Source organism: Mesorhizobium sp. P3_A2 (genome assembly GCF_056403115.1).
This window is the reverse complement of the sequence record NZ_JBFUGC010000001.1, coordinates 359,398-380,081: the sequence shown is the minus strand read 5'-3', so window position 1 is coordinate 380,081 and position 20,684 is coordinate 359,398. Positions and strand designations below refer to the sequence as shown.

Below are 20,684 nucleotides of genomic sequence, written 5' to 3'. Positions count from 1 at the left end.
TCCTGGGGTTAGACGTCGCTTGCCGGCGGCAACCAGATTCGAAAGAAGCCTTTATCATGAGTCCCAAATTCCTCCGCATCGCGGTCGTGCTCGGCTTGTTGTCCGCCATCGGCCCTTTCGCTATCGACATGTATCTGCCCGCGCTGCCTTCGATCGGCGAGGATTTGCATGCAGGCACCGCCGCCGTGCAGATGAGCCTGCTGATTTTCTTCCTGTCGATGGGCTTCGGCCAGATCGTCGTCGGGCCGATCTCCGACATGGTTGGCCGCAAGCTGCCGCTCTATGGCGGCCTGGCGCTGTTCATGGTCGGCGGCATCGGTTCGGCAATGGCGCCGACCATCGAATGGCTGATCGCCTTCCGCTTCCTGCAAGGCCTCGGCGCCAGCGCCGGTATGGCGGTGCCGCGCGCCATCGTGCGCGACCTGCACACCGGCACTGAAGCTGCCAAGCTGATGTCGCTGTTGATGCTGGTATTTTCGGTGTCGCCGATCCTGGCGCCGCTGACCGGCAGCCAGATCATCGAGAATTTCGGCTGGCGCGCCGTGTTCTGGACGGTGACGGGCGCGGCCCTGCTGGCGACCATTCTTTTGGCGACCTCGCTCAAGGAGACGCGGCCGGCGGAAGAACGCGTCGGTTCCTCCTTCGGCACCGCACTTGCCGGCTATCGCTTCCTGATGGGTGACCGCAATTTCCTCGGCCTGGTGGCGATCGCCGGCTTCGGCATTGCCAGCTTCTTCGTCTACCTCTCGAGCTCGTCCTTCATCCTGATCGACCATTACGGGCTGTCGCCTTCGGTCTACAGCGTGTTCTTCTCGATCAATGCGGTGGCCTTTATCGGCATGTCGCAGCTGACCGGAGTGTTGTCGGAACGGTTTGGCCTGAAGCGCATCGTCTGGGTTGCGGTGACCGGCTATGCCACGACGATGGTGGTGTTGTTTGCGATCATGGCGACCGGCGTCGACCGGCTCGACGTGATGGCCGCGCTGCTCTTCATCGGCTACGGCTTCCTCGGCCTGGTCATTCCGACCACGTCGGTGCTGGCCATGGAAGAGCATGGCGAGATCGCCGGCACGGCCTCGGCGCTGATGGGCACGCTGCACTTCGCCATCGGCGCGCTGGCCATGGGTGTCGCGGGCATCTTCTTCGATGGCACGCCGCTGCCGATGGTGGCCGGCATTACGCTGTGCGCCGTGATCTCGTTCACGCTGGCCAAGCTGACGCTCGGCCGCACGCGGGAAGCGGTGGAAGCGCCGGCTGAGTAAGCAACCACACGCAACGAAAAAGGCCGGATCTGACCCGGCCTTTTTTCATGTCTGGGATAATCCGGTCCCAGCCAGAATGGAGAAAGGGCGCAGACAGCTCGACGGCTTCGCCGCCCGTGCGAAGCCAGCGCCAGCCGACATTGCGCGTATGATATCGATGGAGGGGGAGAAGTGGAGGTTTCTGTTGCCAGGTACCTCCGAACCCCGCCTAGAAGTGCGAACCTCTAGGGCTTGATTTGAAGCGTTCGCACTGCATTACGCAGCGAGACGAGCTTCCGCATAGTTGTCGTTGGCAACTATAAGTTTAGCCCGATGACGGTGGTACAATGCCGGGCAAAAGTACGATCTTTACACCTTCGTCGATCCTATTTCGCCCCCAGCAAAAACCGCCTTGTGGTCAAAGCGGCTTTTGGTGGAGGCGCCGGGTACCGCCCCCGGGTCCGAACGGCTTATTTCATCGCCCATTTATCGCCATAGTCGGTCAAGCCGACAAAACGAATATAGGGGGTCGTCGCACGAAATGAAAGGCCGCAATGGCACTTCTTGCCCGTGGCAAACTGTGACCCCGAGGGTTGACTTGGACACGGTCTCAACCGAAGCTTTGCGCCGGTGAGGAGTATCGACCTAGCGCACAGGTTGCGTAGCGCGCCACAGCCCTCATCGACCGGATCCGTGGCGCCGACGAGGGAAGTCTGATGGCCGACTATCTTGCGGATGTGAAGAAATACGACGCCGGTGCCAGCGCCGATGCGGTCGAAAAGATCGTCAAGCATCTGGGCATTGCGCTCAGGAACCGCGATTCCTCGCTGGTCTCGTGCACCGACCCCAAGGAGTTAGAGCGGGTCAAGACCAACTGGGTCGCCAAGAAGCTCGGCGTGACCGACGGGGCGAAAGCCGACGCCGCGATCGAGAAGACCTGCAAGGCGCTGGCCGCCGACAGTTCCAAGAGCCGCGTGACCTTTTATTATCTGGTCGCCAAGGATCTGGGCAAGCTCGGCTCGCTCTGAGATTTTTGCTGGGTAGCGAGCCTTCTGGCATGCTCCTTGTTAAGCGTGGACGCCGCCCCTCATTGCCCTGCCGGGCATTTCTCCCCGTATAGTGACGGGGAGAAAGGGCTGACCGCAGTCTTGGCCCTCTTCATCCGACACTTGTGATCGGCGAAACCATCGGCGACAGCGCCCTCTCCCCGTCACTACGGGGAGAGGATGCCGGCAGGCAGGTGAGGGGCAGCGCCACCCGTTGAAAGAGTGATGGGGGGCAAGCCGCGTTCTGGTCCCTTTTGATATGTTCGCCCGCCCGCCAGTCGGCTATTATTGCTAAACCCCGAATCGAGGCCAAGCCGATGCGCCAGTATCTCGACCTTTTGAAGCATGTGCTGGACAACGGCGCCGATCGTGGCGACCGCACCGGCACCGGCACGCGTGGGGTGTTCGGCCACCAGATGCGCTTCGACCTGGCGCGCGGCTTTCCCGTCACCACGACCAAGAAGCTGCATCTGAAATCGATCGTCCATGAACTCCTGTGGTTCCTGGCCGGCGACACCAACATCAAATACCTCAATGACCACGGCGTTTCGATCTGGGACGAGTGGGCCGACGAGAATGGCGATCTCGGCCCGGTCTATGGCAAGCAATGGCGCTCCTGGCCGGATGGCCGTGGTGGCTCGATCGACCAGATTGCCAATCTTCTCAAGGAGATACGCAAGAATCCGAATTCACGCCGACTGATTGTTTCGGCATGGAACCCGGCCGAGGTCGAGGCCATGGCGCTACCGCCGTGCCACTGCCTGTTCCAGTTCTACGTCTCGGAAGGCAAGCTCTCCTGCCAGCTCTACCAGCGCTCGGCCGACATTTTCCTCGGCGTGCCGTTCAACATTGCCTCCTATGCGCTGCTGACCCTAATGGTGGCGCAGGTCACCGGGCTGAAGCCTGGCGATTTCGTCCATACGCTGGGCGACGCGCATCTCTACTCCAACCATTTCGAGCAGGCGCGCGAGCAATTGCGGCGCACGCCCAAGGCGCTGCCGACGCTGTGGATCAATCCTGAGGTGAAGGACCTGTTTGCCTTCCGCTTTGAGGATTTCCGGCTGGAGAACTATTTTGCTGACGCGACGATCAAGGCGCCGATCGCCGTCTAAGGTGTGTTGATATTCAGGTGAGGCCGGCCTGCGAACGGCTGATGCCTGCGCTTCCGGTGCTCACGTACTTTAAGTACGCTCCGCTCCGGTTCTCGGCATCAGCCATTCTCGGCTCGTCCTGACCTGAATCTCAACACACCTTACGTCCCGGAATTTGCAGCCGCCTGCCTGACAGACGCTGTCAATCAACACCGACCATGACGTCCGATGCCTTGATCACGGCATAGGCCTGCTTGCTTTTTCGAGCTTGAGATCGGCGACAGCCTCATTGGTGATCGAGGCGGTGACGACCGAGCCGCCGACGTCGATACGGACATGCGAGGTGGTGGCGCCCTTGACGATCTCGGTGACCGTTCCCTTGAGGATGTTGCGTGCGCTGATTTTCATGGGGCTTCCTTTGCAAGGTTCTGTTCCCGTCATAACCAGAACAATCGATGCCGAACATAAGCTTTCGATGGCTGGCGGCCTTCCTTTGTTATATTCATCCGGATATATCGATCGACAGGGCCGAGCCGGACCGATTTCAACCCAGGGAGAGTTTTCATGTTGAGGCACAAAGGTTTTGGATTGAGAGCGATCGCGGTCGGCGGCTTTGCCGCGGCGCTGATGGCCGCCGTGCCGGCGGCTCACGCGGAAGACAAGGTGATCGTGTTCGCGGCTGCCAGCCTCAAGGACGGGCTCGATGCCGTCAACAAGGCCTGCGAGGCCGATGTCGGCGAGGCCGCGACCGTCTCCTACGCTGCGAGTTCCGCACTGGCCAAGCAGATCGAGGGCGGGGCTCCCGCCGATGTCTTCATCTCGGCCGATCTCGACTGGATGAAATACCTCTCCGACAAGAAGCTGACCAAGCCGGACACTGAAGTGAAGTTGCTCGGCAACCAGATCGTTCTGGTGGCACCGAAGGATTCGACGGTCGAAACCAAGATCGACAAGGGCTTTGACCTCGCCAAGCTGGTCGGCGACGGCAAGCTCGCCATGGGCGATTTCAAGGCGGTGCCGGCCGGCAAGTATGGCAAGGCAGCACTTGAATCGCTCGGCGTCTGGTCCTCGGTCGAAGGCAAGGTGGCGCAGGCCGAGAATGTGCGCGCGGCACTCAAGCTGGTTTCGACGGGTGAAGCACCGCTCGGCATCGTCTATGCGACCGATGCGCATGCCGACAAGGGCGTCAAGGTGGTCGGCACCTTCCCGGAGGATTCGCATCCGCCGATCATCTATCCAGTTGCCCAGATCGCTGATTCAAAGGACAAGGATACGCCGGCCTTCCTGAAGTGCCTGCAGTCCGCCAAGGCGGCGGAGCTGTTTAGGGTTCAAGGTTTCACCGTGCTCACGCCGAGCAATTAAGGTAGCGCCTGACGCATGAACTGGCTGCTGGACCTCACTCCCGATGAATGGAATGCGGTCCGGCTGTCGATCAAGGTGGCGACGGTGGCGATGCTTTTCAGCCTGCCACCGGGCATCGCGATCGCGCTCCTGCTTGCGCGCGGCAAATTCTGGGGCAAGACGCTGCTCAACGGCGTGGTGCATCTGCCGCTGATCCTGCCGCCAGTGGTGACCGGCTATCTCTTGCTGCTCACCTTCGGTCGTCGCGGGCCGGCCGGTGCGTTCCTGGCCGAGCATTTCGGCATCGTCTTTTCGTTTCGCTGGACAGGCGCGGCTCTCGCCTGCGGCATCATGGGCTTCCCCCTGATGGTGCGGGCGATCCGTCTGTCGATCGAGGCAGTCGACCGCAAGATGGAAGCCGCCGCAGGCACGCTCGGTGCCAATCCGCTGTTTGTGTTCGCCACGATCACGCTGCCGCTGATCCTGCCCGGGCTGATCGCCGGCTCGATCCTGTCCTTTGCCAAGGCGATGGGCGAGTTCGGCGCCACCATCACCTTCGTCTCCAACATTCCCAACGAGACGCAGACGCTGCCTTCGGCGATCTACACTTTTACGCAAGTACCGGGCGGCGATGACGGGGCGTTGCGGCTGACGCTGATCTCCATCGTCATTTCGATGGCGGCGCTGGTCGCCTCGGAAGTGCTGGCGCGGCGCGTTGGCCGGCGGATGGACATCGAATGAGCGTCCTTGTCGACATCAGCCATCGTCTCGGCGAATTCGCCATCGACGCGCGCTTCGAAAGTGCCGGGCGGCTGACGGCGCTGTTCGGGCCCTCAGGTTCCGGAAAGACGACGTTGATCAACATGATCGCCGGCCTGATCCGACCCGACAAGGGACGCATCGCGGTCGACGGTCGTGTGCTGGTCGACACCAGCGCTGGCATTTTCGTACCGAAGCACAAGCGGCGCATCGGCATGGTGTTCCAGGATGCGCGGCTGTTTCCGCATATGAGTGTGGCCGGCAATCTGCGCTATGGCCGCTGGTTCACGCCGCCGGCGGAGCGTTACGCGGATATGGACGCCGTCGTTGAACTGCTCGGCATCGGTCCTCTGCTCGACCGGCGGCCGGCTAAGCTCTCGGGCGGCGAGAAGCAGCGGGTAGCGATCGGCCGGGCATTGCTGGCCAGCCCGAAGCTGCTTTTGATGGACGAGCCGCTGGCCTCGCTCGACGATGCGCGCAAGGCCGAAATCCTGCCCTATATCGAGCGGCTGCGCGACGAGACCAAGCTGCCCATCGTCTATGTCAGCCACTCCGTCGCCGAGGTGGCGCGGCTGGCGAGCGACGTGGTGGTGATGGCACAAGGCAAGGTCGCTGCCTCAGGCCCGACCGGCGCGATCATGCAACGGCTCGACTTGTTGCCGGCGGAAGAGCGCGGCGAGGGCGGCGCGGTGCTCGACACCAAAGTGCTGCGCCACGACGAGGCGTTCGGCATGAGCGTGCTCGGTTCGGCGGCGGGCGAAATCCGGGTGCCACGGCTGGCTATATCGGTCGGTGCGCCGGTGCGCATTCGCATCCGCGCCCGCGACGTGATGGTCGCCACAGAACAGCCGACGGGCCTCAGCGCGCTCAACATCCTGCCGGGCATCATCGTCGCAGTAAGTCCAGGTGAGGGGCCGACGGTCGAGGTCGGCATCGACTGCAACGGCGCAACCGTGCTTGCCCGCATCACCGAGCAGTCGCGACACGCGCTGAGCCTCCAGTTGGGGAGCAAGGTGTTCGCGGTGGTCAAGACGGTGAGCTTCGACAGGGCCAATACCGGCGCCGGGCTGCCGGCCGAAGCGGATGGCTGATTGCCGCTATATCGTTTTGGAATAGCGCTATGGGTCGAGAGAGGCTAGTGTGATCGCGGAGGACACGACATGCCGTCGCTGAGCTTGCGGATAAATCTCGATCCGGACGGGCGCATCGGTCCGGGCAAGATCGAGCTTTTGGAGCAGATCGCCACCTTCGGCTCGATCTCGGCCGCCGCGCGCGGCATGGAGATGTCCTACAAACACGCCTGGGATCTGGTCGAGGACATGAACCGTGTGTTCGGCAAGCCGCTGGTCGCGGCGCAAACCGGTGGCCGCAAAGGCGGCGGCGCGCAACTGACCTCGGTCGGCCTGGCGGTGGTCAGCCGCTTCCGCGCCATCGAGCGGGCGGCGGCTGCGGCGGCAGCCACGCATATGGCGGCGTTGCAGGCGGAGATTGATGCGGGATAGGGCAGTAGGGCAGTAGGGCAGTAGGGCAGTAGGGCAGTAGGGCAGTAGGGCAGTAGGGCAGTAGGGCAGTAGGGCAGTAGGGCAGTAGGCTTAACCGTCTTCGCCTGCCTTGCGCAGCAGATAGGTGTCCATGATCCAGCCCTTTCTTTTGCGGGCTTCTTCCCTTGTCCTCTCAATCTTCTCGCCGACATCGCCCAGGCGGCCGGAGAGCATGATTTCGTCCTTGGTGCCGAGATAGGCGCCCCAGTGGATGATCAGATCCTTGTCGGCCAGCGTGTTGAAGGCGCATTTACCGTCGAGCATGACCACCGCACTGCCGGCATTTTGCGGCATGCCGTCTTCGGTCAGGCGGCGGCCGGTGGTGATCAGCACGGGGTCGCCGATACGGTTCAGCGCCATCTTGTGGCTGGCGGCGAGTGCCTGGACGGCAGTGATGCCGGGGATGACCTCCAGCTCGAACCCGACATTGCTCCGTAGGCGCACACGCTCAAGAATGCGCAGCGCGCTATCGTAAAGAGAAGGGTCGCCCCAGATCAGGAAAGCGCCGCAGCCGTTTTCGGCAAGCTCGTCGCGGATGAGGCCTTCGTAGATTTCGGCGATTGCCTCGTGCCAGTCGTCGACGGTCGAGCGATAGGACGGCGCCGGCTCGGCGCGCACCGGCACGTCGAATTCGACGCGGCGCGATTTCGGGTTTTTGACGAAACGGTCGCAGATATGTCGGCGCAGTTCGGCAAGATCGTTCTTTTTCGCGCCTTTGTCGGGAATAAACAGGACGTCCGCCCGGTTCAGGCCATCAATCGCCTGCACGGTCATATGATCGGGATTGCCGGCGCCGATGCCGATGACGAGAAGCTTGCGCATGAGGCGAACTCCTGCCCGATCGAAACCTGTTAGTCCAGACCGTCGTGATGCCGGTGCTGCAGCGGAAGGGCTTTGAAACGCCACATTGAAACGGCTAGGGTCGCCCATTCTTGGCGAGGGGCTTCGATGTTGCAATATGTTCTGACTGTAGCGCTGGCGCTTTCAGCCGCGCCTGCACTGGCCAATGATTCGACCGCCGAACTCGGCACCGGTGGCCTGATACTGTCACGCAGCGATGCGGTGGCGATGCAAAGCGAGGATCTGTTCATCTCGCCGGAAAAGGTGACAGTCGACTACGTCTTCCACAACAACACCGACAAGGATGTAAATGCCATCGTCGCCTTCCCGTTGCCCGACATCGAAGGTGACCCTGAGGAAATGCCGGCCATCCCGGAAAACCAGAGCGACAATTTCCTTGGTTTCGAGGTGACGATCGATGGCGCGCCGGTGAAGCCGCAGCTGGAGCAGAAAGTGTTCGCTGTCGGCATCGATATCGGCGCCGATCTGAAGGCGCAGAACGTGCCGTTCAATCCATTCGGCGATGCGGCCAAGGCGGCCCTGGCGAAGCTGCCGAAGGCGGTGGCCGAGGATTGGGAGAACCGCGGCATCATCATCGAGGATACGGGCAGCGACGGTACTGAGGCGAACAAGGTCTATACGCCGTGGTGGCAGTTGCGCTCGACCTATTGGTGGCGCTCGACATTTCCGGCCAACAAGGATGTCCATGTCTCGCACCGCTACAAGCCCAGCGTCGGCGGGACGTCATCGGTCAGCTTCTTCTATGACGGCAAGTTCCAAGGTAGCCAGTATGCTGCCTACAAGACCCGCTACTGCATGGACAACAATTTCGAGAATGCGGTGAGCAAGGCGGCCAAGGACGATCCGGACGGTTATCCCAAATTTTACGAGAAACGCATCGCCTATATCCTGACCACCGGCGGTAACTGGGCGAACGGCAGCATCGGCAAGTTCAAGTTGACCGTCGACAAGGGCAATCCGAAAGCGCTGGTTTCGTTCTGCGGCGACAATGTCAAAAAGGTCGGGCCGACGACCTTCGAGACGACGGCGAAGGATTTTTATCCCGAGCACAACATCGACATATTGCTTTTGGAGCCGTCGGATGACGGCGCCGGGGAAGCCAACTGATGGAGGTCGCGATCTATGTCGCCATCGCCGAGAACGGCGTCATCGGGCGCGAGGGCGGCCTGCCGTGGCGGCTGTCCACCGATCTCAAACGGTTCAAGGCCGATACGATGGGCAAGCCCGTCATCATGGGTCGCAAGACCTATGAAGGCATCGGCCGGCCGCTGCCGGGCAGGTTGAACATCGTGGTGACCCGCGACAAGGCCTGGCGCGCCGAGGGCATCGAGGTAGCGCACTCGCTGGAAGCCGCAATCCAGCTGGCCACGGTGCGCGGGCGTTGCATGAGCGGCGTCGACGAAATCTGCGTCATCGGCGGCGGCGAAATCTATGCGCAGGCGCTGCCGCTCGCCGACCGCCTGCATGTCACCCATGTGCTGGCCAAGGTCGACGGCGATGCGCATTTCCCTGACATCGATCCGGCCAGCTGGCGAATTGTCCGTTCGCAGGATTTTCCGGCTGGTGAAAAGGACAGCCACGCGACGCGCTACACGGTTTACGAGCGCAGCCGGCCAATGACCTAGGTATCTCCATGACCGTTAGGACGCATCAGCCGATCGACACTTTCATGGATTTGCTCGGTACGGAAATACGCTCGCGTATGGGAAATGAACCCGCGCGTGAAGCTGCGCACCAGCGGATTTTCGGTAACACCGCGCTCGAGGCGCCGCAGGCAAGCCGTGAGAGACCCCAGCGTCAGCCGGCTTGTCGCCACCTCGCGGAATGCTTCGCGGAGCTTGAAAAGATCGGCGGCAATCTCGGCAAGCTCGCCGCCGCGCTGCGCGAGATCGAGCCGCATCTCAGCTGGAACAACCAGAGCGAGCGTCGCAAGTCCGCGGTGCTGGCCGAAAACTACGCCGATTCCTTCATTGTCGGTCCGGGCGGGTTCGTCCAGAGCAGTGCAATCGAGATCGGAGTCTCGGTCATGGCGCCGCACACGACCTATCCTGATCATCGGCATCCGCCGGAAGAGCTTTACCTCGTCCTGTCGCAGGGTGAGTGGCGGCAGAATACCGAGGCGTGGCATGAACCCGGGGTTGGCGGGGTCGTCTACAATCCACCTGACATCGTTCATGCCATGCGCGCGGATGCCAAGCCGCTTTTTGCCATTTGGTGCCTGCCCCTCGACAATACGCCGCATTGATAGGGCAACTTATTGGAATTTGCTGCTTGCAGCGGCCCAAATCGGACGGTGCAGTGTCGGATCGCGTTGAAAGCGCATCGCGGCGTCCCTATAGAAGAACAACTGGATTTTGCGCCGCAAGGCCGGCGCTGAGGGAATTCCAAGCGAAAGGACATTCATGCCCTGGAACGACAAGAGCGGTGGCGGCGGCGGCCCATGGGGCGGCGGCGGCGGCAATCAGGGGCCCTGGGGGCAGGGACCAAAGGGGCCTGGTGGCCCGCAAGGGTCTCCTCCCGATCTCGAGGACATCATCCGCCGCGGCCAGGACCGGCTGCGGCGCGCGCTGCCCGGTGGCGGCGGCGCCAGCCCGGCCGTGTTTGCGCTGATCGCTGCGGCCCTGATCGTGCTGTGGGCGTTCAAGGCGGTCTACACCGTGCAGCCGGACGAGGTTGCGGTCGAGCTGCGCTTCGGCAAGCCGAAGCCGGAATTGTCGCAGCCGGGCCTGCATTTCCATTGGTGGCCCGTTGAAACCGTCGAGACCGCCAACATTGCCGAGCAGCTCGTCGATATCGGTGGTGGCGGCGCGACGAGTGGCAACACGTCCGGGCTGATGCTGACCGGCGACCAGAATATCGTCAACGTCCAGTTTTCGGTGGCCTACCAGGTCTCCGATCCAAGGGCCTATCTGTTCGACGTCTCCGATCCCGAAGGCATGCTGCAGCAGGTCGCTGAAAGCGCCATGCGTGAAGCAGTCGGCCGGCGACCGGCCCAGGACATCTTCCGCGACGATCGCCAGGGCATCGCCGCGTCGGTGCGTGAAATCATCCAGACGACGCTGGACGGCTACAAGGCTGGCCTGAACGTCAACGCGGTTTCGATCGAGGATGCGGCGCCACCGCGTGAAGTGGCGGACGCGTTCGACGAAGTGCAGCGCGCCGAACAGGACGAGGACAAGTTCGTCGAACAGGCCAACCAGTATTCCAACCAGAAGCTCGGTCAGGCGCGCGGCGAGGCGGCACAGGTCCGTGAAGACGCGGCCGCCTACAAGAACCGTGTCGTGCAGGAGGCCGAAGGCGAAGCGCAGCGCTTCATCTCGGTCTATGACGAATATGCCAAGGCCCCCGATGTGACGCGCAAGCGCCTTTATCTGGAAACGATGGAGAAGGTCCTGAAAGACTCCAGCAAGGTCATCGTCGAACAGGGCAACGGGCAGGGGGTCGTCCCCTATTTGCCGCTGCCGGCACTGCAGCCGAAGGCCCCGGCACCCGCGCCCCTTGGCGCCACGTCCGGAGGAGCCCAGTGATGGCCAATCGTCTTCCCATCCTCGCCGTCATCGCGGCCGTGCTTCTGTTCCTGATCTACTCCTCGGTCTTCGTGGTCAACGCGCGCCAGCAGGCGCTCGTGCTGCGGTTCGGCGAGATCGTCGATGTCAAGAATGAGCCCGGCATCTATTTCAAGGCGCCTTTCGCCTTCTTCGACGCCGACAGCGTGCAATTGATCGAAAACAGGGTGCTGCGCTTCGATCTCGACAACATCCGCGTCCAGGTTTCGGGCGGCAAGTTCTACGAGGTCGATGCTTTCATCGCTTACCGCATCTCGGATCCGCGCGTGTTCCGCTCCGCCGTGTCCGGTCAGATCACACTGGCCGAAGCCCGACTGCGGACGCGTCTCGATGCGGCGCTGCGCCGTGTCTACGGTCTGCGCGACTTCGAAGCGGCGCTCTCGGAAGAGCGGGCCGTGATGATGCGCGAAGTGCGCGATCAGCTTCGGCCGGACGCGACGTCGCTCGGCCTGCAGATCGAGGATGTGCGCATCCGCCGGACCGACCTGACGGCTGAGGTTTCGCAGCAGACCTTCGACCGCATGAAGGCCGAACGTCTGGCCGAGGCCGAACGCCTGAGAGCGCGCGGCAAAGAGGCCGCGCAGCGCATCACGGCGCGCGCCGACCGCGAGGTGGTGGAAATCGTCGCCGAAGCGCGCAAGGAATCGGAAATCCTGCGCGGTGAGGGCGAGGCCCAGCGCAGCGCGACTTTCGCCGATGCCTACAAACGCGATCCGGCCTTCTTCGACTTCTACCGGTCGATGAATGCCTATGGCACGGCGCTGGACAACTCCGGGACGACGATGGTGCTGTCGCCGAACTCGGAGTTCTTCCGCTTCTTCCGCAATCCGGATGGCACGGACGCGAAGCCTGCGGCCCCGGCGGCACCTGCCGCGCCGGCAGCGCAACCTGCACCCGCCCAGTAGGGCGGTGCAGGATTTTCTTGCGGCCATAGGCCTGGTCCTCGTCGTCGAGGGCCTGGTCTATGGCGGTTTCCCCGGCCTTGCCAAACGCCTTGCTGGGGAAGTGCTGTCGATGCCTGAAAATGCGCTGCGCATCGTCGGGCTGGCGGCCATCGCCATCGGCGTCGGCATTGTCTGGCTGGTGCGCGGCTGAAGACAGTTGATTTGGGGTGTAACGGAGGATTTATCCTCCCGATGTGGCCATAGCCGCAGATGTGCCGTATTTCTTGCCAACATGACGCGACGCGGCGTTTTGCCGAAGCGCTTTTCTTTTCAGCAATTCCGGGAGGCTCTCGATGACATCCAACACCCTTCTGCGCGCGGCGCGGCGGACGTTCATCGCAGGTGCTGCGGTACTTATGGTCGGCGGGCTTGCCGTTCCGGCTTTCGTGACGCCGACGGTGGCTGCGGACGGACCGGCTTCGGTCGCCGACCTCGCCGAAGGCCTGCTCGGCGCGGTGGTCAACATCTCGACCTCGCAGACCGTGAAGGGCACGGAAGGTCCCGGCGCGGTGCCGATGCCGCAACTGCCGGAGGGCTCGCCGTTCCAGGATTTCTTCGACGATTTCTTCAAGAACCGTGGCGGCGACAAGGATGGCGGCTCGCAAAAGGTGCAGTCGCTGGGGTCCGGCTTCGTCGTCGATGCCGAGCAGGGCATCGTCGTGACCAATAATCACGTGATTGCCGATGCCGACGACATCGAGGTGAATTTCTCCGACGGCGTGACGCTGAAGGCGACGCTGGTCGGCACCGACACCAAGACCGACGTCGCGGTGCTCAAGGTCGACCCGAAGGGCCACAAGCTGACGGCGGTGAAGTTCGGCGATTCCAACAAGATGCGCGTCGGCGACTGGGTGATGGCGATCGGCAATCCGTTCGGCCTCGGCGGCACGGTCACGGTCGGCATCGTCTCGGCCCGCAACCGCGACATCAATTCCGGCCCCTATGACGACTTCATCCAGACCGACGCCGCCATCAACCGCGGCAATTCCGGCGGACCGTTGTTCAACAGCGTGGGTGAAGTCATCGGCATCAATACCGCGATCATCTCGCCGTCGGGCGGTTCGATCGGCATCGGCTTCTCCATCCCCTCGCAGCTCGCCTCGGGCGTCGTCGACCAGTTGCGCCAGTTCGGCGAAACCCGCCGCGGCTGGCTCGGCGTGCGCATCCAGCCCGTGACCGACGACATCGCCGAGAGCCTCGGCATGGCGACCGCCAAGGGCGCGCTGGTTGCCGGCGTCATCAAGGGCGGACCAGTCGACAACGGCACAATTCTCGCCGGTGACGTCATCATCAAGTTCGATGGCAAGGACATCCATGAAATGCGCGACCTGCCGCGCGTCGTTGCGGAAAGCCCGGTCGGCAAGGCGGTCGACGTGATCATCGTGCGCAAGGGCGTCGAGCAGACGGTGAAGGTGACGCTCGGCCGGCTCGAGGACGGTGAGAAGCTCGCCAGCGGCGAAGACGGCACTACCGACGAGGACAAGGGCGGCGACAAGGCGCCGGCGGTTTCGACGGCTTCGGTGCTTGGCATGACCGTCGGCGAACTCAATGACGAAACGCGGACCAAGTTCGGCATCGCGGCCGATGTCTCGGGCGTCGTCATCACCGACGTCACCAAGGATTCCGCCGCCGCCGAGCGCGGCATCCAGGCCGGCGAGGTGATCACCGAGATCGCCCAGGAATCGGTCGCGACCCCGAAAGACGTGATGGACCGGATCGGCGCGCTGAAGGAGCAGGGGCGCAAGAATGCGCTCTTGATGCTGGCGTCGAAGACCGGCGAGTTGCGGTTTGTTACGATCCGGATGGATTGAGTCCGGTCAGGCCTGCAACGATCTGATTTCGAAATGAAAAGGGCGGCTAGCGAGCCGCCCTTTTTCGTGCCTGCCAGTCCTTGCGCGATAGGGCGTAGAGGACATGCCGCTTGAGATGCGGGTGGCTGTCAGGGATGGATGGGTGGTCGAAATCGCGAGCCGGGTCAGGGGTCATGCCAAGACGCTCCATGACGGCCGTCGAGCGGCGGTTGGCCGCGACGGCGAAGGAGACGATTTCGTCGCGGTCAAGCGTTTCGAAGCCAAAGGCGAGCCAGGCTTCGGAGGCCTCGGTGACATAGCCCTTGCCCCAGAATTCCGGCGCCAGCCGCCAGCCGATCTCGATCGTATCGGAAGGCATGGACGGCACGTGATCGGTCTCCAAGAGGCCGACAAAGCCAATGCATTCGCCCGTCGCGGCAATCTCGGCGGCGGCAAAACCAAAGCCGTCCTCGGCGATCCAGCCCCGAAATTCGTCCATCTTGGCATCCGTCTCGGCACGGTCGCGGCGGAATGGGAAGAACTCCATTACCCGTTCGTCCGAATTGATGCGATGGAAGAGCTCGCGGTCGCGTTCTTCCCAGTTGCGCAGGATCAGGCGTTCGGTGCGCATCGGTTTCATACGACGAATTCCTCCTGCCGATAGCCCTGCACATAAAGCAGCGCGGTGAGATCGCCATGGTCGATGCGGACTTTGGCTTCGGCGGCGACGGTGGGTTTGGCGTGGAGCGCAACACCGGTGCCGGCAAGCCGGATCATGTCGAGATCGTTGGCGCCGTCGCCGACGGCAATGGCGTCGGCCGGCGTCAGGCCCAGGCGAGCCGAAATCTCGTTCAGCGCATCGGCCTTGGCCGCGCGGCCGAGGATCGGCTCGGCGACCAAGCCGGCAAAGCGCCCGTTTTCCTCGATCAGGCGGTTGGCGCGGTTTTCCTGGAAGCCGAGCATGTCCGCGATGCGGCTGGTGAACACGTCAAAGCCCCCGGAGACAAGTGCCGTCCAGGCGCCATTGGCCCGCATCGTCTGCACCAGAGCGCGACCGCCCGACGCCAGTGTCAGGCGGTTGGCGATGATGCGGTCGACAACGGCGGTATCGAGGCCTTTCAGCAGCACCACGCGTTCCCGCAAGGCGGGCTCGAAGGCGATCTCGCCATTCATCGAGCGCGCCGTGATGGCGGCGACGCGATCTTTGACGCCGATCTCGTCGGCCAGTTCGTCGATGCATTCCTGGTCGATCATGGTCGAATCCATGTCGGCGAGCAGTATTGTCTTGCGGCGCGTGTCAGCCTGCTGGACGATCACGTCGACAGGCTCGGAGGCAAGCGCAGCGCGCAAGGCGGCAATCGTCTCAGTGGTTTCAGCCCCTTCGGCCAACACCAGATCGCACGCAACGCCTTCACCCAGCCAGCGAACAGCGCTTGCGCCGACCGAGCGTGAGGCCATATTCGCAAGCGAGGCCGACACGGTGCGGCGGACGGGGTGGGACACAAGCGTGGCGATGAGCGGCATCGAAAATTCCAGGCGAGTAGGCGAGGGCGGGCAGGCCGGCGAGGGCCGCGTGAAGAACGCGATCCTGATAGCCGGGCCGACCGCCAGCGGCAAGTCGGCGCTTGCGCTCGATCTCGCCGAGCGCAAGGGCGGTGTCATCGTCAACACCGATTCCATGCAGGGCTATTCGGTGCTCGATGTGCTGACGGCACGGCCGAACGCGGCCGAACTCGGCCGCGCGCCGCACTTTCTCTACGGCCACGTGCATCCCTCCATCGCCTATTCCACTGGTGCCTGGTTGCGCGACGTGATGAAGCTGATCGATGACGGTACGCTTGCCCGGCGGCCCGATGGCCCTCCCTTTGAGCGACCGGTGATTTTCGTCGGCGGCACCGGGCTTTATTTTCGCGCCCTTGCCGAGGGCATTTCGGAGATGCCGGACATTCCGCAGCAGGTGCGCGACCGCTGGCGCTACGAGTTGAAGGAGCAAGGCGCGGCCAAGCTGCATCGACTCCTGATGCACGAGGATTCGGCGGTTGCCATGCAGCTGAAGCCGACCGACGGCCAGCGCATCGTGCGGGCGCTGGAGGTGCTTGACGCCTCCGGCCGCTCCATTCTCGAATGGCAAGCGGCGCGTGGCCGGCCGCTGATCGACCGCGACAGCGCGCGTTTCTTCGTCATCGAACCGGACCGCGCGGCCCTTGTCGAGCGGATTGAGAGCCGGTTCGACCGTATGCTCGATCTTGGCGCTCTCGATGAAGTCAAACGCCTTGTGGCGCTTGGCCTCGATCCTGATTTGCCGGCGATGAAGGCAATCGGCGTTCGCGAACTCTCGGCCGCGATGGCTGATGACATCAGCTTCCCCCAGGCCATCGAGCGCTGCAAGGCCGCGACGCGGCAATATGCCAAACGGCAAACGACGTGGTTTCGCCATCAGTTGGGGCCGGAATGGCTAAGATTGCAGCCTGGTGACGACCTGCAAATCGCGATTTGATTCTCCTGCTGCTAATACAATTAAAGAAACAGGATCCGGAATGAACATTCCCGTTCCGGTTGTCTGGGTTAACTGTCCGTAAGGCGCCGTCATGCCATAAATCAGGCGGGCACTTTTCCAACGGGGAGCAGATGCGTTTCCACAAGGCGGAATCCGCATTTTTCGTCTTTATTTTCGTGATCCTCGCCGCTGGCCTGGTGACACTTCATGCCTATGGTCTTTTGCAGGGCATCGCCGCCGACATGGATACGGCTTCCCGCATTGAGAGGATCGTCTACCTCAACAGGCTGCTGTTTATCACCGGTGTGCTTCTGGCGACGGCGCTGTTCTTCGGCGTGTTCTTCATCTACCCGCTGATCCGCAGACAGGCGACGGAAGAGGGCAAGCTGCGGGCGATGACGGTGTCGCTCAGCGCCCGTTCGGAAACGCTGCAGCATGCGGCGCTAACCGATGGTCTCACCGGCATGCAGAACCGACGCTACTTCGACGATGCGCTGAAGGAATATCTCGAAGAATTCCGCCGTATCGAGAAGCCCGTCGGGCTGATGATCCTCGACCTCGACCATTTCAAGCAGGTCAACGACACACATGGCCACGATGTCGGCGACGAGGTGCTGAGGGCAGTCGCCAATTGCCTCAAAGGCATGACGCGCTATCACGACGTGGTGGCGCGGCTCGGCGGCGAGGAGTTTGCCGTGGTCACGCCCAACATGGATGCGGAGTTGCTGGGGAAATTCGCCGAACGCATCCGCAAGGCGATCGCCAACATGTCGGTGCTGTCGGGCAATGTCCGCCTCAAGATCACCACCAGCGTCGGACTTGCTGTGTGGGACCGGAAGGAAACGGCCGAGGAATTTTACCGCCGCGCCGACCGCCAGCTCTATGAGGCGAAGAGGCAGGGCCGCAACCGCGTCTGCGCCTAAAATCCCATCACTGAATTCGTGAGGCTGGCCGCCTGCTGCTGTCTTCGGCGCTTCCGGTGCTCACGGACTGATGTCCGCTCCGCTCCGGTTCTCGAAGACAGCACCATTCGACTCAGCCTGACGAATTTCCTGATGGGATTTACCTAAGCTGGCCGACGAAGCCGGGCCTTGGACGCCGACGCGGCTTTGTTCGGCAAAAGGACGTTACGCTGAAGCTCAATCGTTCTGCGGGCGTATGCCGAAGGTGGCGGGCTTGAGGCCGTAGCGCATGTCGAAATCGTCGTCGGGCTGGATGCGCTGGGCGGTGGCCGGTTTGCGGTAGTCGGGATCGCCGGCCTGCCGGCTGGAGTCCACCACTTCGGCGAAGGCCATCTGCTGCTGCGGCTTCGGCACGTTGCGCAGCCGCTCGACGATCGCGGCGAGATCGACATCGCCGTCGACATCCGAGTCCAGATCGTCGCGCTTGGCTGTGCCGGGGATCAGCTCCTGCGCGAGCTTTTCGAATTTCAGCCGCATGGTCGTCGCTACGCCTTCACCGAAGGCGATGGCTTCGCGCTGACCCATGGAAGACAGGAAGGCCAGCGTCGAGGCGGAGGAATCGGCGATCGCCGAGCGGATGATTGCCTGGTCCTGCTCGTTGGCCAGGCGCATGGCAAAGAAGGTCGAGCACTGCGACAGGATGGTCGGATCAAGTTCGCCCGGACGCTGGGTGACGACGCCGAGATAGCAGCCATATTTGCGGCCTTCCTTGGCGATGCGCGACAACGCATGCCTTGTCGGCGCGAAGCCGAGCCGCGGATCGGCCGGCATATAGCGATGCGCTTCCTCGCACAGCAGCAAAAGTTTCAGCCGGCCTTCGCTCCACAGAGCGAGGTCGAAGGCGAGGCGCGCCAGCACCGAACAGACGGAGTTGACCACTTCGGACGGCATGCCGGCCATCTCGAAGCAGGTCACCGGGCGGCCATGATGCGGCACCCGGAAAATGTTGCCGATCGTCTCGTGGATCGTGTCCTCGATCAGCCGCGAATTGAACATGAAGCGATAGCGCGGGTCGGATGCCGCCGACTCGATGCGCGTCTTCAGCGATTTCAACGTCGGGCGGTCGTTCTTGCTTTCCAGGAGGCCCATGCGCTCGTCGATCTGCTTGATGAGATCGACCATGCGGTAGGGCACCGGCGTGTCGGCGGTCAGCGCATCGCTGCCGCGCCGCACATAGGAGCCGGAACTGGGGTTGCGATAGAGGTTCTTGGCGGCGGGGATCAGATCGCGCAGGACATCGACTTCTTCCGGCACGACCTCCCGGCCGCGAAACAGCACTTCGGCGAACTCCTCCAGCCTGAACATCCAGAACGGCAGATCAAGCGTCTTGGAATCGACCCGGACGCAGAACTCCGGCAGCGACGCGGCGAATTCATTGTGAGGATCGAGGATGAGGATGCGCAGATCGGGCCGGGCGGCGATCGACTTGCGCAAGAGCAGCGAGACCGCCGTGGATTTGCCGACGCCCGTCGTGCCGACAATGGCGAAGTGGCGCGCCAGCGTGTCGTCGATGGCGATGTTGGCGTCGATCGCCTCGTCCTGCGACAGCGTGCCGATGGTGATCGAATGACGCCCGGCGAGGTCATAGACCGCCTGCAGGTCGCGGCTGCGGATGCGGTGGGCAATGGCGCCGATATGGGGATAGGTGGTGATGCCGCGGTCGAAGATCGGGCGGTCGCCGGGCTCGGCGCCGTCGCGCACCTCACCGATCAGTTCGACGCTGACCTCGATCGGGTTCTGCCCCTCACTGCTCCAGGCGCGATCCGATTTGCCGATCTCATAGACCAGGCCAACGGTGCGCGATGTGCCGAGATTGATGGAGATCATCTTGCCGACCGTCCACAGGCCGGTGACCGCGCCTTCGAGGTCGTCGGCATAGGCGCTGATGGTGGCACGCGCACCGTCGCACTGCACGACATTGCCCAGAATGCGCTTGTCGTTCTGCTCGGCGCGGCGGCGCTCCTGCGAGGTCGGTTCGCCGACGGAGGCTTCGCGCTCGACAAACATACGGTCCGATCCCCATTTCCGTGGAGCGTTGACCCTACACAAATGGGGTTAAGGTGGCGTGATGTGGGATGGTGTAGCAGGCGTTAACCCGTTAGCGAAAATTCAACCGACCGGCCTCTTTCCCAGCGCCGTAATTTCGATATATTGGACGAATGATTGATATAGCGAATGACGTATCCGCCACGATCGGCAAAAGAATCCACGCCGAAAGAACCTTGCGCAACTGGTCGCTGGCAGAGCTGGCGGACCGCTCCGGCGTCTCCAAAGCCATGCTCAGCACCATCGAGCGGGGCATGACCAGCCCGACCGCGGCGCTCCTGGTGCGCATCGCCGCCGCCTTCGGCATGACGCTGTCGACGCTGATTGCGCGCGCCGAGCAGCAAGGCGGCGGCCTGCTGCGCGAAAGCGAGCAGCCGGTGTGGCGAGATCCCGGCACCGGCTATGTCAGGCGGCATCTGTCGCCGATCTCCGACATGCCGCTTGAACTGATCCGGGTGCAATTGCCGGCCGGCGCCAAGGTAAGCTTCCCGGCAGCGTCCTATGCCTTCATCAAGCAGCAGATGTGGTTGATCTCCGGACGTCTCGAATTCACCGAGGGCGATGTCGTGCACAGTCTCGAGCCCGGCGACTGCCTGGCGCTCGGCGCGCCGTCGGACTGCACGTTCCACGCCGTGGGGCCGCAGCCCGCCGACTATCTGGTCGCGCTGGTCAGGGGCTGAGGTCGTGGCAAGACGTCCCAAGCGCTCCGACAATGGCGGACCGCCGCTCGACGACTACAAGGGCCCGCCATGGGGCAAGGGCGATCCATACATCTTCCTCGCCTGGCAGGCAGCGCACGCCAAGGCGTGGAAGGCGCCGAGCCGTGACGTGATGCTGATGCGCATGGAAAAGGCCGAACGGCTCGGCCTGACCTACGAGGAATACACGCTCGAAATCCTCGAACGCGGGCTACACCTGCAGCCGAAAGATGCCGATCGTATCGCCGCGATCAAGGCAGGACGAAAACGGCGCCGCGTCGCGCGTCTGGATTAGCAAGGG

Annotated in this window: 22 protein-coding genes, 1 other RNA gene and 1 pseudogene; 18 read left to right on the top strand and 6 right to left on the bottom strand. The window is 62.9% G+C overall.

The genetic code is table 11. The features are described 5' to 3' along the window. Positions 1–56 precede the first annotated feature (56 nt). Positions 57–1,262, top strand: coding sequence for a multidrug effflux MFS transporter (locus tag AC1DXM_RS01810; protein WP_477231480.1), 1,206 nt, complete (start codon positions 57–59; stop codon positions 1,260–1,262). A gap of 170 nt (positions 1,263–1,432) precedes the next feature. On the opposite strand, the gene ssrA is transcribed toward AC1DXM_RS01810, so the two are convergent. Continuing rightward, positions 1,433–1,792: a transfer-messenger RNA gene (ssrA, locus tag AC1DXM_RS01805) on the bottom strand. Between the two features lie 165 nt (positions 1,793–1,957). Between ssrA and AC1DXM_RS01800 the strand changes: the two genes are divergently transcribed. Further along, positions 1,958–2,269 (top strand): DUF2853 family protein, encoded by a 312-nt coding sequence (locus tag AC1DXM_RS01800; protein ID WP_112394624.1) that lies wholly within the window; start codon positions 1,958–1,960, stop codon positions 2,267–2,269. A gap of 335 nt (positions 2,270–2,604) precedes the next feature. Continuing rightward, complete coding sequence (locus tag AC1DXM_RS01795) at positions 2,605–3,399, top strand: thymidylate synthase (protein WP_477231479.1); 795 nt, start codon at positions 2,605–2,607, stop codon at positions 3,397–3,399. Positions 3,400–3,580: 181 nt separating this feature from the next. Here AC1DXM_RS01795 and AC1DXM_RS01790 read toward each other — a convergent pair. Beyond that, positions 3,581–3,786: pseudogene (locus tag AC1DXM_RS01790) on the bottom strand (TOBE domain-containing protein). 156 nt (positions 3,787–3,942) lie between these two features. Between AC1DXM_RS01790 and modA the strand changes: the two are divergent. From modA to AC1DXM_RS01770, 4 genes are all read left to right on the top strand, one after another. After that, complete coding sequence (gene modA, locus AC1DXM_RS01785) at positions 3,943–4,740, top strand: molybdate ABC transporter substrate-binding protein (protein WP_477231478.1); 798 nt, start codon at positions 3,943–3,945, stop codon at positions 4,738–4,740. Between the two features lie 15 nt (positions 4,741–4,755). Continuing rightward, the gene (modB, locus tag AC1DXM_RS01780; RefSeq protein WP_112560437.1) at positions 4,756–5,460 is read left to right on the top strand and encodes a molybdate ABC transporter permease subunit; all 705 of its coding nucleotides are present in this window, start codon (positions 4,756–4,758) and stop codon (positions 5,458–5,460) included. Next, positions 5,457–6,569, top strand: coding sequence for a molybdenum ABC transporter ATP-binding protein (gene modC / locus AC1DXM_RS01775; RefSeq protein WP_477231477.1), 1,113 nt, complete (start codon positions 5,457–5,459; stop codon positions 6,567–6,569). The genes modB and modC overlap by 4 nt, the downstream gene beginning before the upstream one ends. A 69-nt stretch (positions 6,570–6,638) precedes the next feature. After that, positions 6,639–6,980 (top strand): winged helix-turn-helix domain-containing protein, encoded by a 342-nt coding sequence (locus tag AC1DXM_RS01770; protein WP_203278662.1) that lies wholly within the window; start codon positions 6,639–6,641, stop codon positions 6,978–6,980. A 90-nt stretch (positions 6,981–7,070) separates the two neighbouring features. On the opposite strand, the gene cobF is transcribed toward AC1DXM_RS01770, so the two are convergent. Further along, on the bottom strand, positions 7,071–7,841 hold the full coding sequence (gene cobF, locus AC1DXM_RS01765) for a precorrin-6A synthase (deacetylating) (RefSeq protein WP_477231476.1): 771 nt from the start codon (positions 7,839–7,841) through the stop codon (positions 7,071–7,073). A gap of 126 nt (positions 7,842–7,967) precedes the next feature. On the opposite strand from cobF, the gene AC1DXM_RS01760 reads away from it, so the two are divergent. The 7 genes from AC1DXM_RS01760 (at position 7,968) to AC1DXM_RS01730 (ending at position 14,201) form a co-directional block, all read left to right on the top strand. After that, complete coding sequence (locus AC1DXM_RS01760; RefSeq protein WP_477231475.1) at positions 7,968–8,987, top strand: DUF4424 domain-containing protein; 1,020 nt, start codon at positions 7,968–7,970, stop codon at positions 8,985–8,987. Continuing rightward, positions 8,987–9,505, top strand: coding sequence for a dihydrofolate reductase (locus AC1DXM_RS01755; RefSeq protein ID WP_477231474.1), 519 nt, complete (start codon positions 8,987–8,989; stop codon positions 9,503–9,505). The genes AC1DXM_RS01760 and AC1DXM_RS01755 overlap by 1 nt, the downstream gene beginning before the upstream one ends. A gap of 8 nt (positions 9,506–9,513) precedes the next feature. Beyond that, positions 9,514–10,125, top strand: coding sequence for a dimethylsulfonioproprionate lyase family protein (locus AC1DXM_RS01750; RefSeq protein ID WP_477231473.1), 612 nt, complete (start codon positions 9,514–9,516; stop codon positions 10,123–10,125). Positions 10,126–10,282: 157 nt separating this feature from the next. After that, positions 10,283–11,407: an FtsH protease activity modulator HflK gene (gene hflK / locus AC1DXM_RS01745; protein ID WP_477231472.1), complete on the top strand. Its 1,125-nt coding sequence runs from the start codon at positions 10,283–10,285 to the stop codon at positions 11,405–11,407. Then, entirely contained in the window at positions 11,407–12,351 is a 945-nt protein-coding gene (gene hflC, locus AC1DXM_RS01740) for a protease modulator HflC (RefSeq protein WP_112560445.1), read from the top strand. The genes hflK and hflC overlap by 1 nt, the downstream gene beginning before the upstream one ends. A gap of 4 nt (positions 12,352–12,355) precedes the next feature. Next, positions 12,356–12,541 (top strand): DUF2065 domain-containing protein, encoded by a 186-nt coding sequence (locus tag AC1DXM_RS01735; protein ID WP_112560446.1) that lies wholly within the window; start codon positions 12,356–12,358, stop codon positions 12,539–12,541. A 142-nt stretch (positions 12,542–12,683) separates the two neighbouring features. Next, a complete protein-coding gene (locus tag AC1DXM_RS01730) occupies positions 12,684–14,201 on the top strand; it encodes a DegQ family serine endoprotease (RefSeq protein WP_477231471.1) in 1,518 nt (505 codons plus the stop codon). A gap of 46 nt (positions 14,202–14,247) precedes the next feature. On the opposite strand, the gene AC1DXM_RS01725 is transcribed toward AC1DXM_RS01730, so the two are convergent. Beyond that, positions 14,248–14,820, bottom strand: a complete 573-nt coding sequence (locus AC1DXM_RS01725; RefSeq protein ID WP_477231470.1) for a GNAT family N-acetyltransferase — start codon at positions 14,818–14,820, stop codon at positions 14,248–14,250. Then, positions 14,817–15,704, bottom strand: a complete 888-nt coding sequence (gene serB, locus AC1DXM_RS01720; protein ID WP_477231469.1) for a phosphoserine phosphatase SerB — start codon at positions 15,702–15,704, stop codon at positions 14,817–14,819. The genes AC1DXM_RS01725 and serB overlap by 4 nt, the downstream gene beginning before the upstream one ends. Here serB and miaA point away from each other — a divergent pair. Beyond that, positions 15,694–16,677, top strand: a complete 984-nt coding sequence (gene miaA / locus AC1DXM_RS01715) for a tRNA (adenosine(37)-N6)-dimethylallyltransferase MiaA (protein WP_477231468.1) — start codon at positions 15,694–15,696, stop codon at positions 16,675–16,677. The two genes, serB and miaA, sit on opposite strands and share 11 nt — an antisense overlap. Positions 16,678–16,808: 131 nt before the next feature. After that, positions 16,809–17,600 carry a GGDEF domain-containing protein gene (locus tag AC1DXM_RS01710; RefSeq protein ID WP_112560450.1) on the top strand — a complete coding sequence of 264 codons (792 nt, stop codon included), beginning with the start codon at positions 16,809–16,811 and terminating at the stop codon, positions 17,598–17,600. A 216-nt stretch (positions 17,601–17,816) separates the two neighbouring features. Here AC1DXM_RS01710 and AC1DXM_RS01705 read toward each other — a convergent pair whose 3' ends face one another. Next, the gene (locus AC1DXM_RS01705) at positions 17,817–19,646 is read right to left on the bottom strand and encodes an ATP-binding protein (RefSeq protein ID WP_477231467.1); all 1,830 of its coding nucleotides are present in this window, start codon (positions 19,644–19,646) and stop codon (positions 17,817–17,819) included. Positions 19,647–19,798: 152 nt separating this feature from the next. On the opposite strand from AC1DXM_RS01705, the gene AC1DXM_RS01700 reads away from it, so the two are divergent. Then, complete coding sequence (locus AC1DXM_RS01700; protein ID WP_477231466.1) at positions 19,799–20,365, top strand: helix-turn-helix domain-containing protein; 567 nt, start codon at positions 19,799–19,801, stop codon at positions 20,363–20,365. A 4-nt stretch (positions 20,366–20,369) separates the two neighbouring features. Beyond that, entirely contained in the window at positions 20,370–20,678 is a 309-nt protein-coding gene (locus tag AC1DXM_RS01695) for a hypothetical protein (RefSeq protein WP_112560453.1), read from the top strand. Positions 20,679–20,684: the final 6 nt, after the last annotated feature.

Excerpts from the sequence above, each read along its gene's own strand:
- AC1DXM_RS01755 (WP_477231474.1), top strand. The coding sequence starts at position 8,987 with ATGGAGGTCGCGATCTATGTCGCCATCGCCGAGAACGGCGTCATCGGG.
- AC1DXM_RS01705 (WP_477231467.1), bottom strand. The coding sequence starts at position 19,646 with ATGTTTGTCGAGCGCGAAGCCTCCGTCGGCGAACCGACCTCGCAGGAG.
- hflC (WP_112560445.1), top strand. The coding sequence starts at position 11,407 with ATGGCCAATCGTCTTCCCATCCTCGCCGTCATCGCGGCCGTGCTTCTG.
- AC1DXM_RS01725 (WP_477231470.1), bottom strand. The coding sequence starts at position 14,820 with ATGAAACCGATGCGCACCGAACGCCTGATCCTGCGCAACTGGGAAGAA.
- AC1DXM_RS01710 (WP_112560450.1), top strand. The coding sequence starts at position 16,809 with ATGCGTTTCCACAAGGCGGAATCCGCATTTTTCGTCTTTATTTTCGTG.
- AC1DXM_RS01795 (WP_477231479.1), top strand. The coding sequence starts at position 2,605 with ATGCGCCAGTATCTCGACCTTTTGAAGCATGTGCTGGACAACGGCGCC.
- AC1DXM_RS01770 (WP_203278662.1), top strand. The coding sequence starts at position 6,639 with ATGCCGTCGCTGAGCTTGCGGATAAATCTCGATCCGGACGGGCGCATC.
- serB (WP_477231469.1), bottom strand. The coding sequence starts at position 15,704 with ATGCCGCTCATCGCCACGCTTGTGTCCCACCCCGTCCGCCGCACCGTG.
- modB (WP_112560437.1), top strand. The coding sequence starts at position 4,756 with ATGAACTGGCTGCTGGACCTCACTCCCGATGAATGGAATGCGGTCCGG.
- modC (WP_477231477.1), top strand. The coding sequence starts at position 5,457 with ATGAGCGTCCTTGTCGACATCAGCCATCGTCTCGGCGAATTCGCCATC.
- AC1DXM_RS01750 (WP_477231473.1), top strand. The coding sequence starts at position 9,514 with ATGACCGTTAGGACGCATCAGCCGATCGACACTTTCATGGATTTGCTC.
- AC1DXM_RS01760 (WP_477231475.1), top strand. The coding sequence starts at position 7,968 with ATGTTGCAATATGTTCTGACTGTAGCGCTGGCGCTTTCAGCCGCGCCT.
- cobF (WP_477231476.1), bottom strand. The coding sequence starts at position 7,841 with ATGCGCAAGCTTCTCGTCATCGGCATCGGCGCCGGCAATCCCGATCAT.
- hflK (WP_477231472.1), top strand. The coding sequence starts at position 10,283 with ATGCCCTGGAACGACAAGAGCGGTGGCGGCGGCGGCCCATGGGGCGGC.
- AC1DXM_RS01700 (WP_477231466.1), top strand. The coding sequence starts at position 19,799 with ATGATTGATATAGCGAATGACGTATCCGCCACGATCGGCAAAAGAATC.
- AC1DXM_RS01730 (WP_477231471.1), top strand. The coding sequence starts at position 12,684 with ATGACATCCAACACCCTTCTGCGCGCGGCGCGGCGGACGTTCATCGCA.
- AC1DXM_RS01810 (WP_477231480.1), top strand. The coding sequence starts at position 57 with ATGAGTCCCAAATTCCTCCGCATCGCGGTCGTGCTCGGCTTGTTGTCC.
- AC1DXM_RS01800 (WP_112394624.1), top strand. The coding sequence starts at position 1,958 with ATGGCCGACTATCTTGCGGATGTGAAGAAATACGACGCCGGTGCCAGC.
- miaA (WP_477231468.1), top strand. The coding sequence starts at position 15,694 with ATGAGCGGCATCGAAAATTCCAGGCGAGTAGGCGAGGGCGGGCAGGCC.
- modA (WP_477231478.1), top strand. The coding sequence starts at position 3,943 with ATGTTGAGGCACAAAGGTTTTGGATTGAGAGCGATCGCGGTCGGCGGC.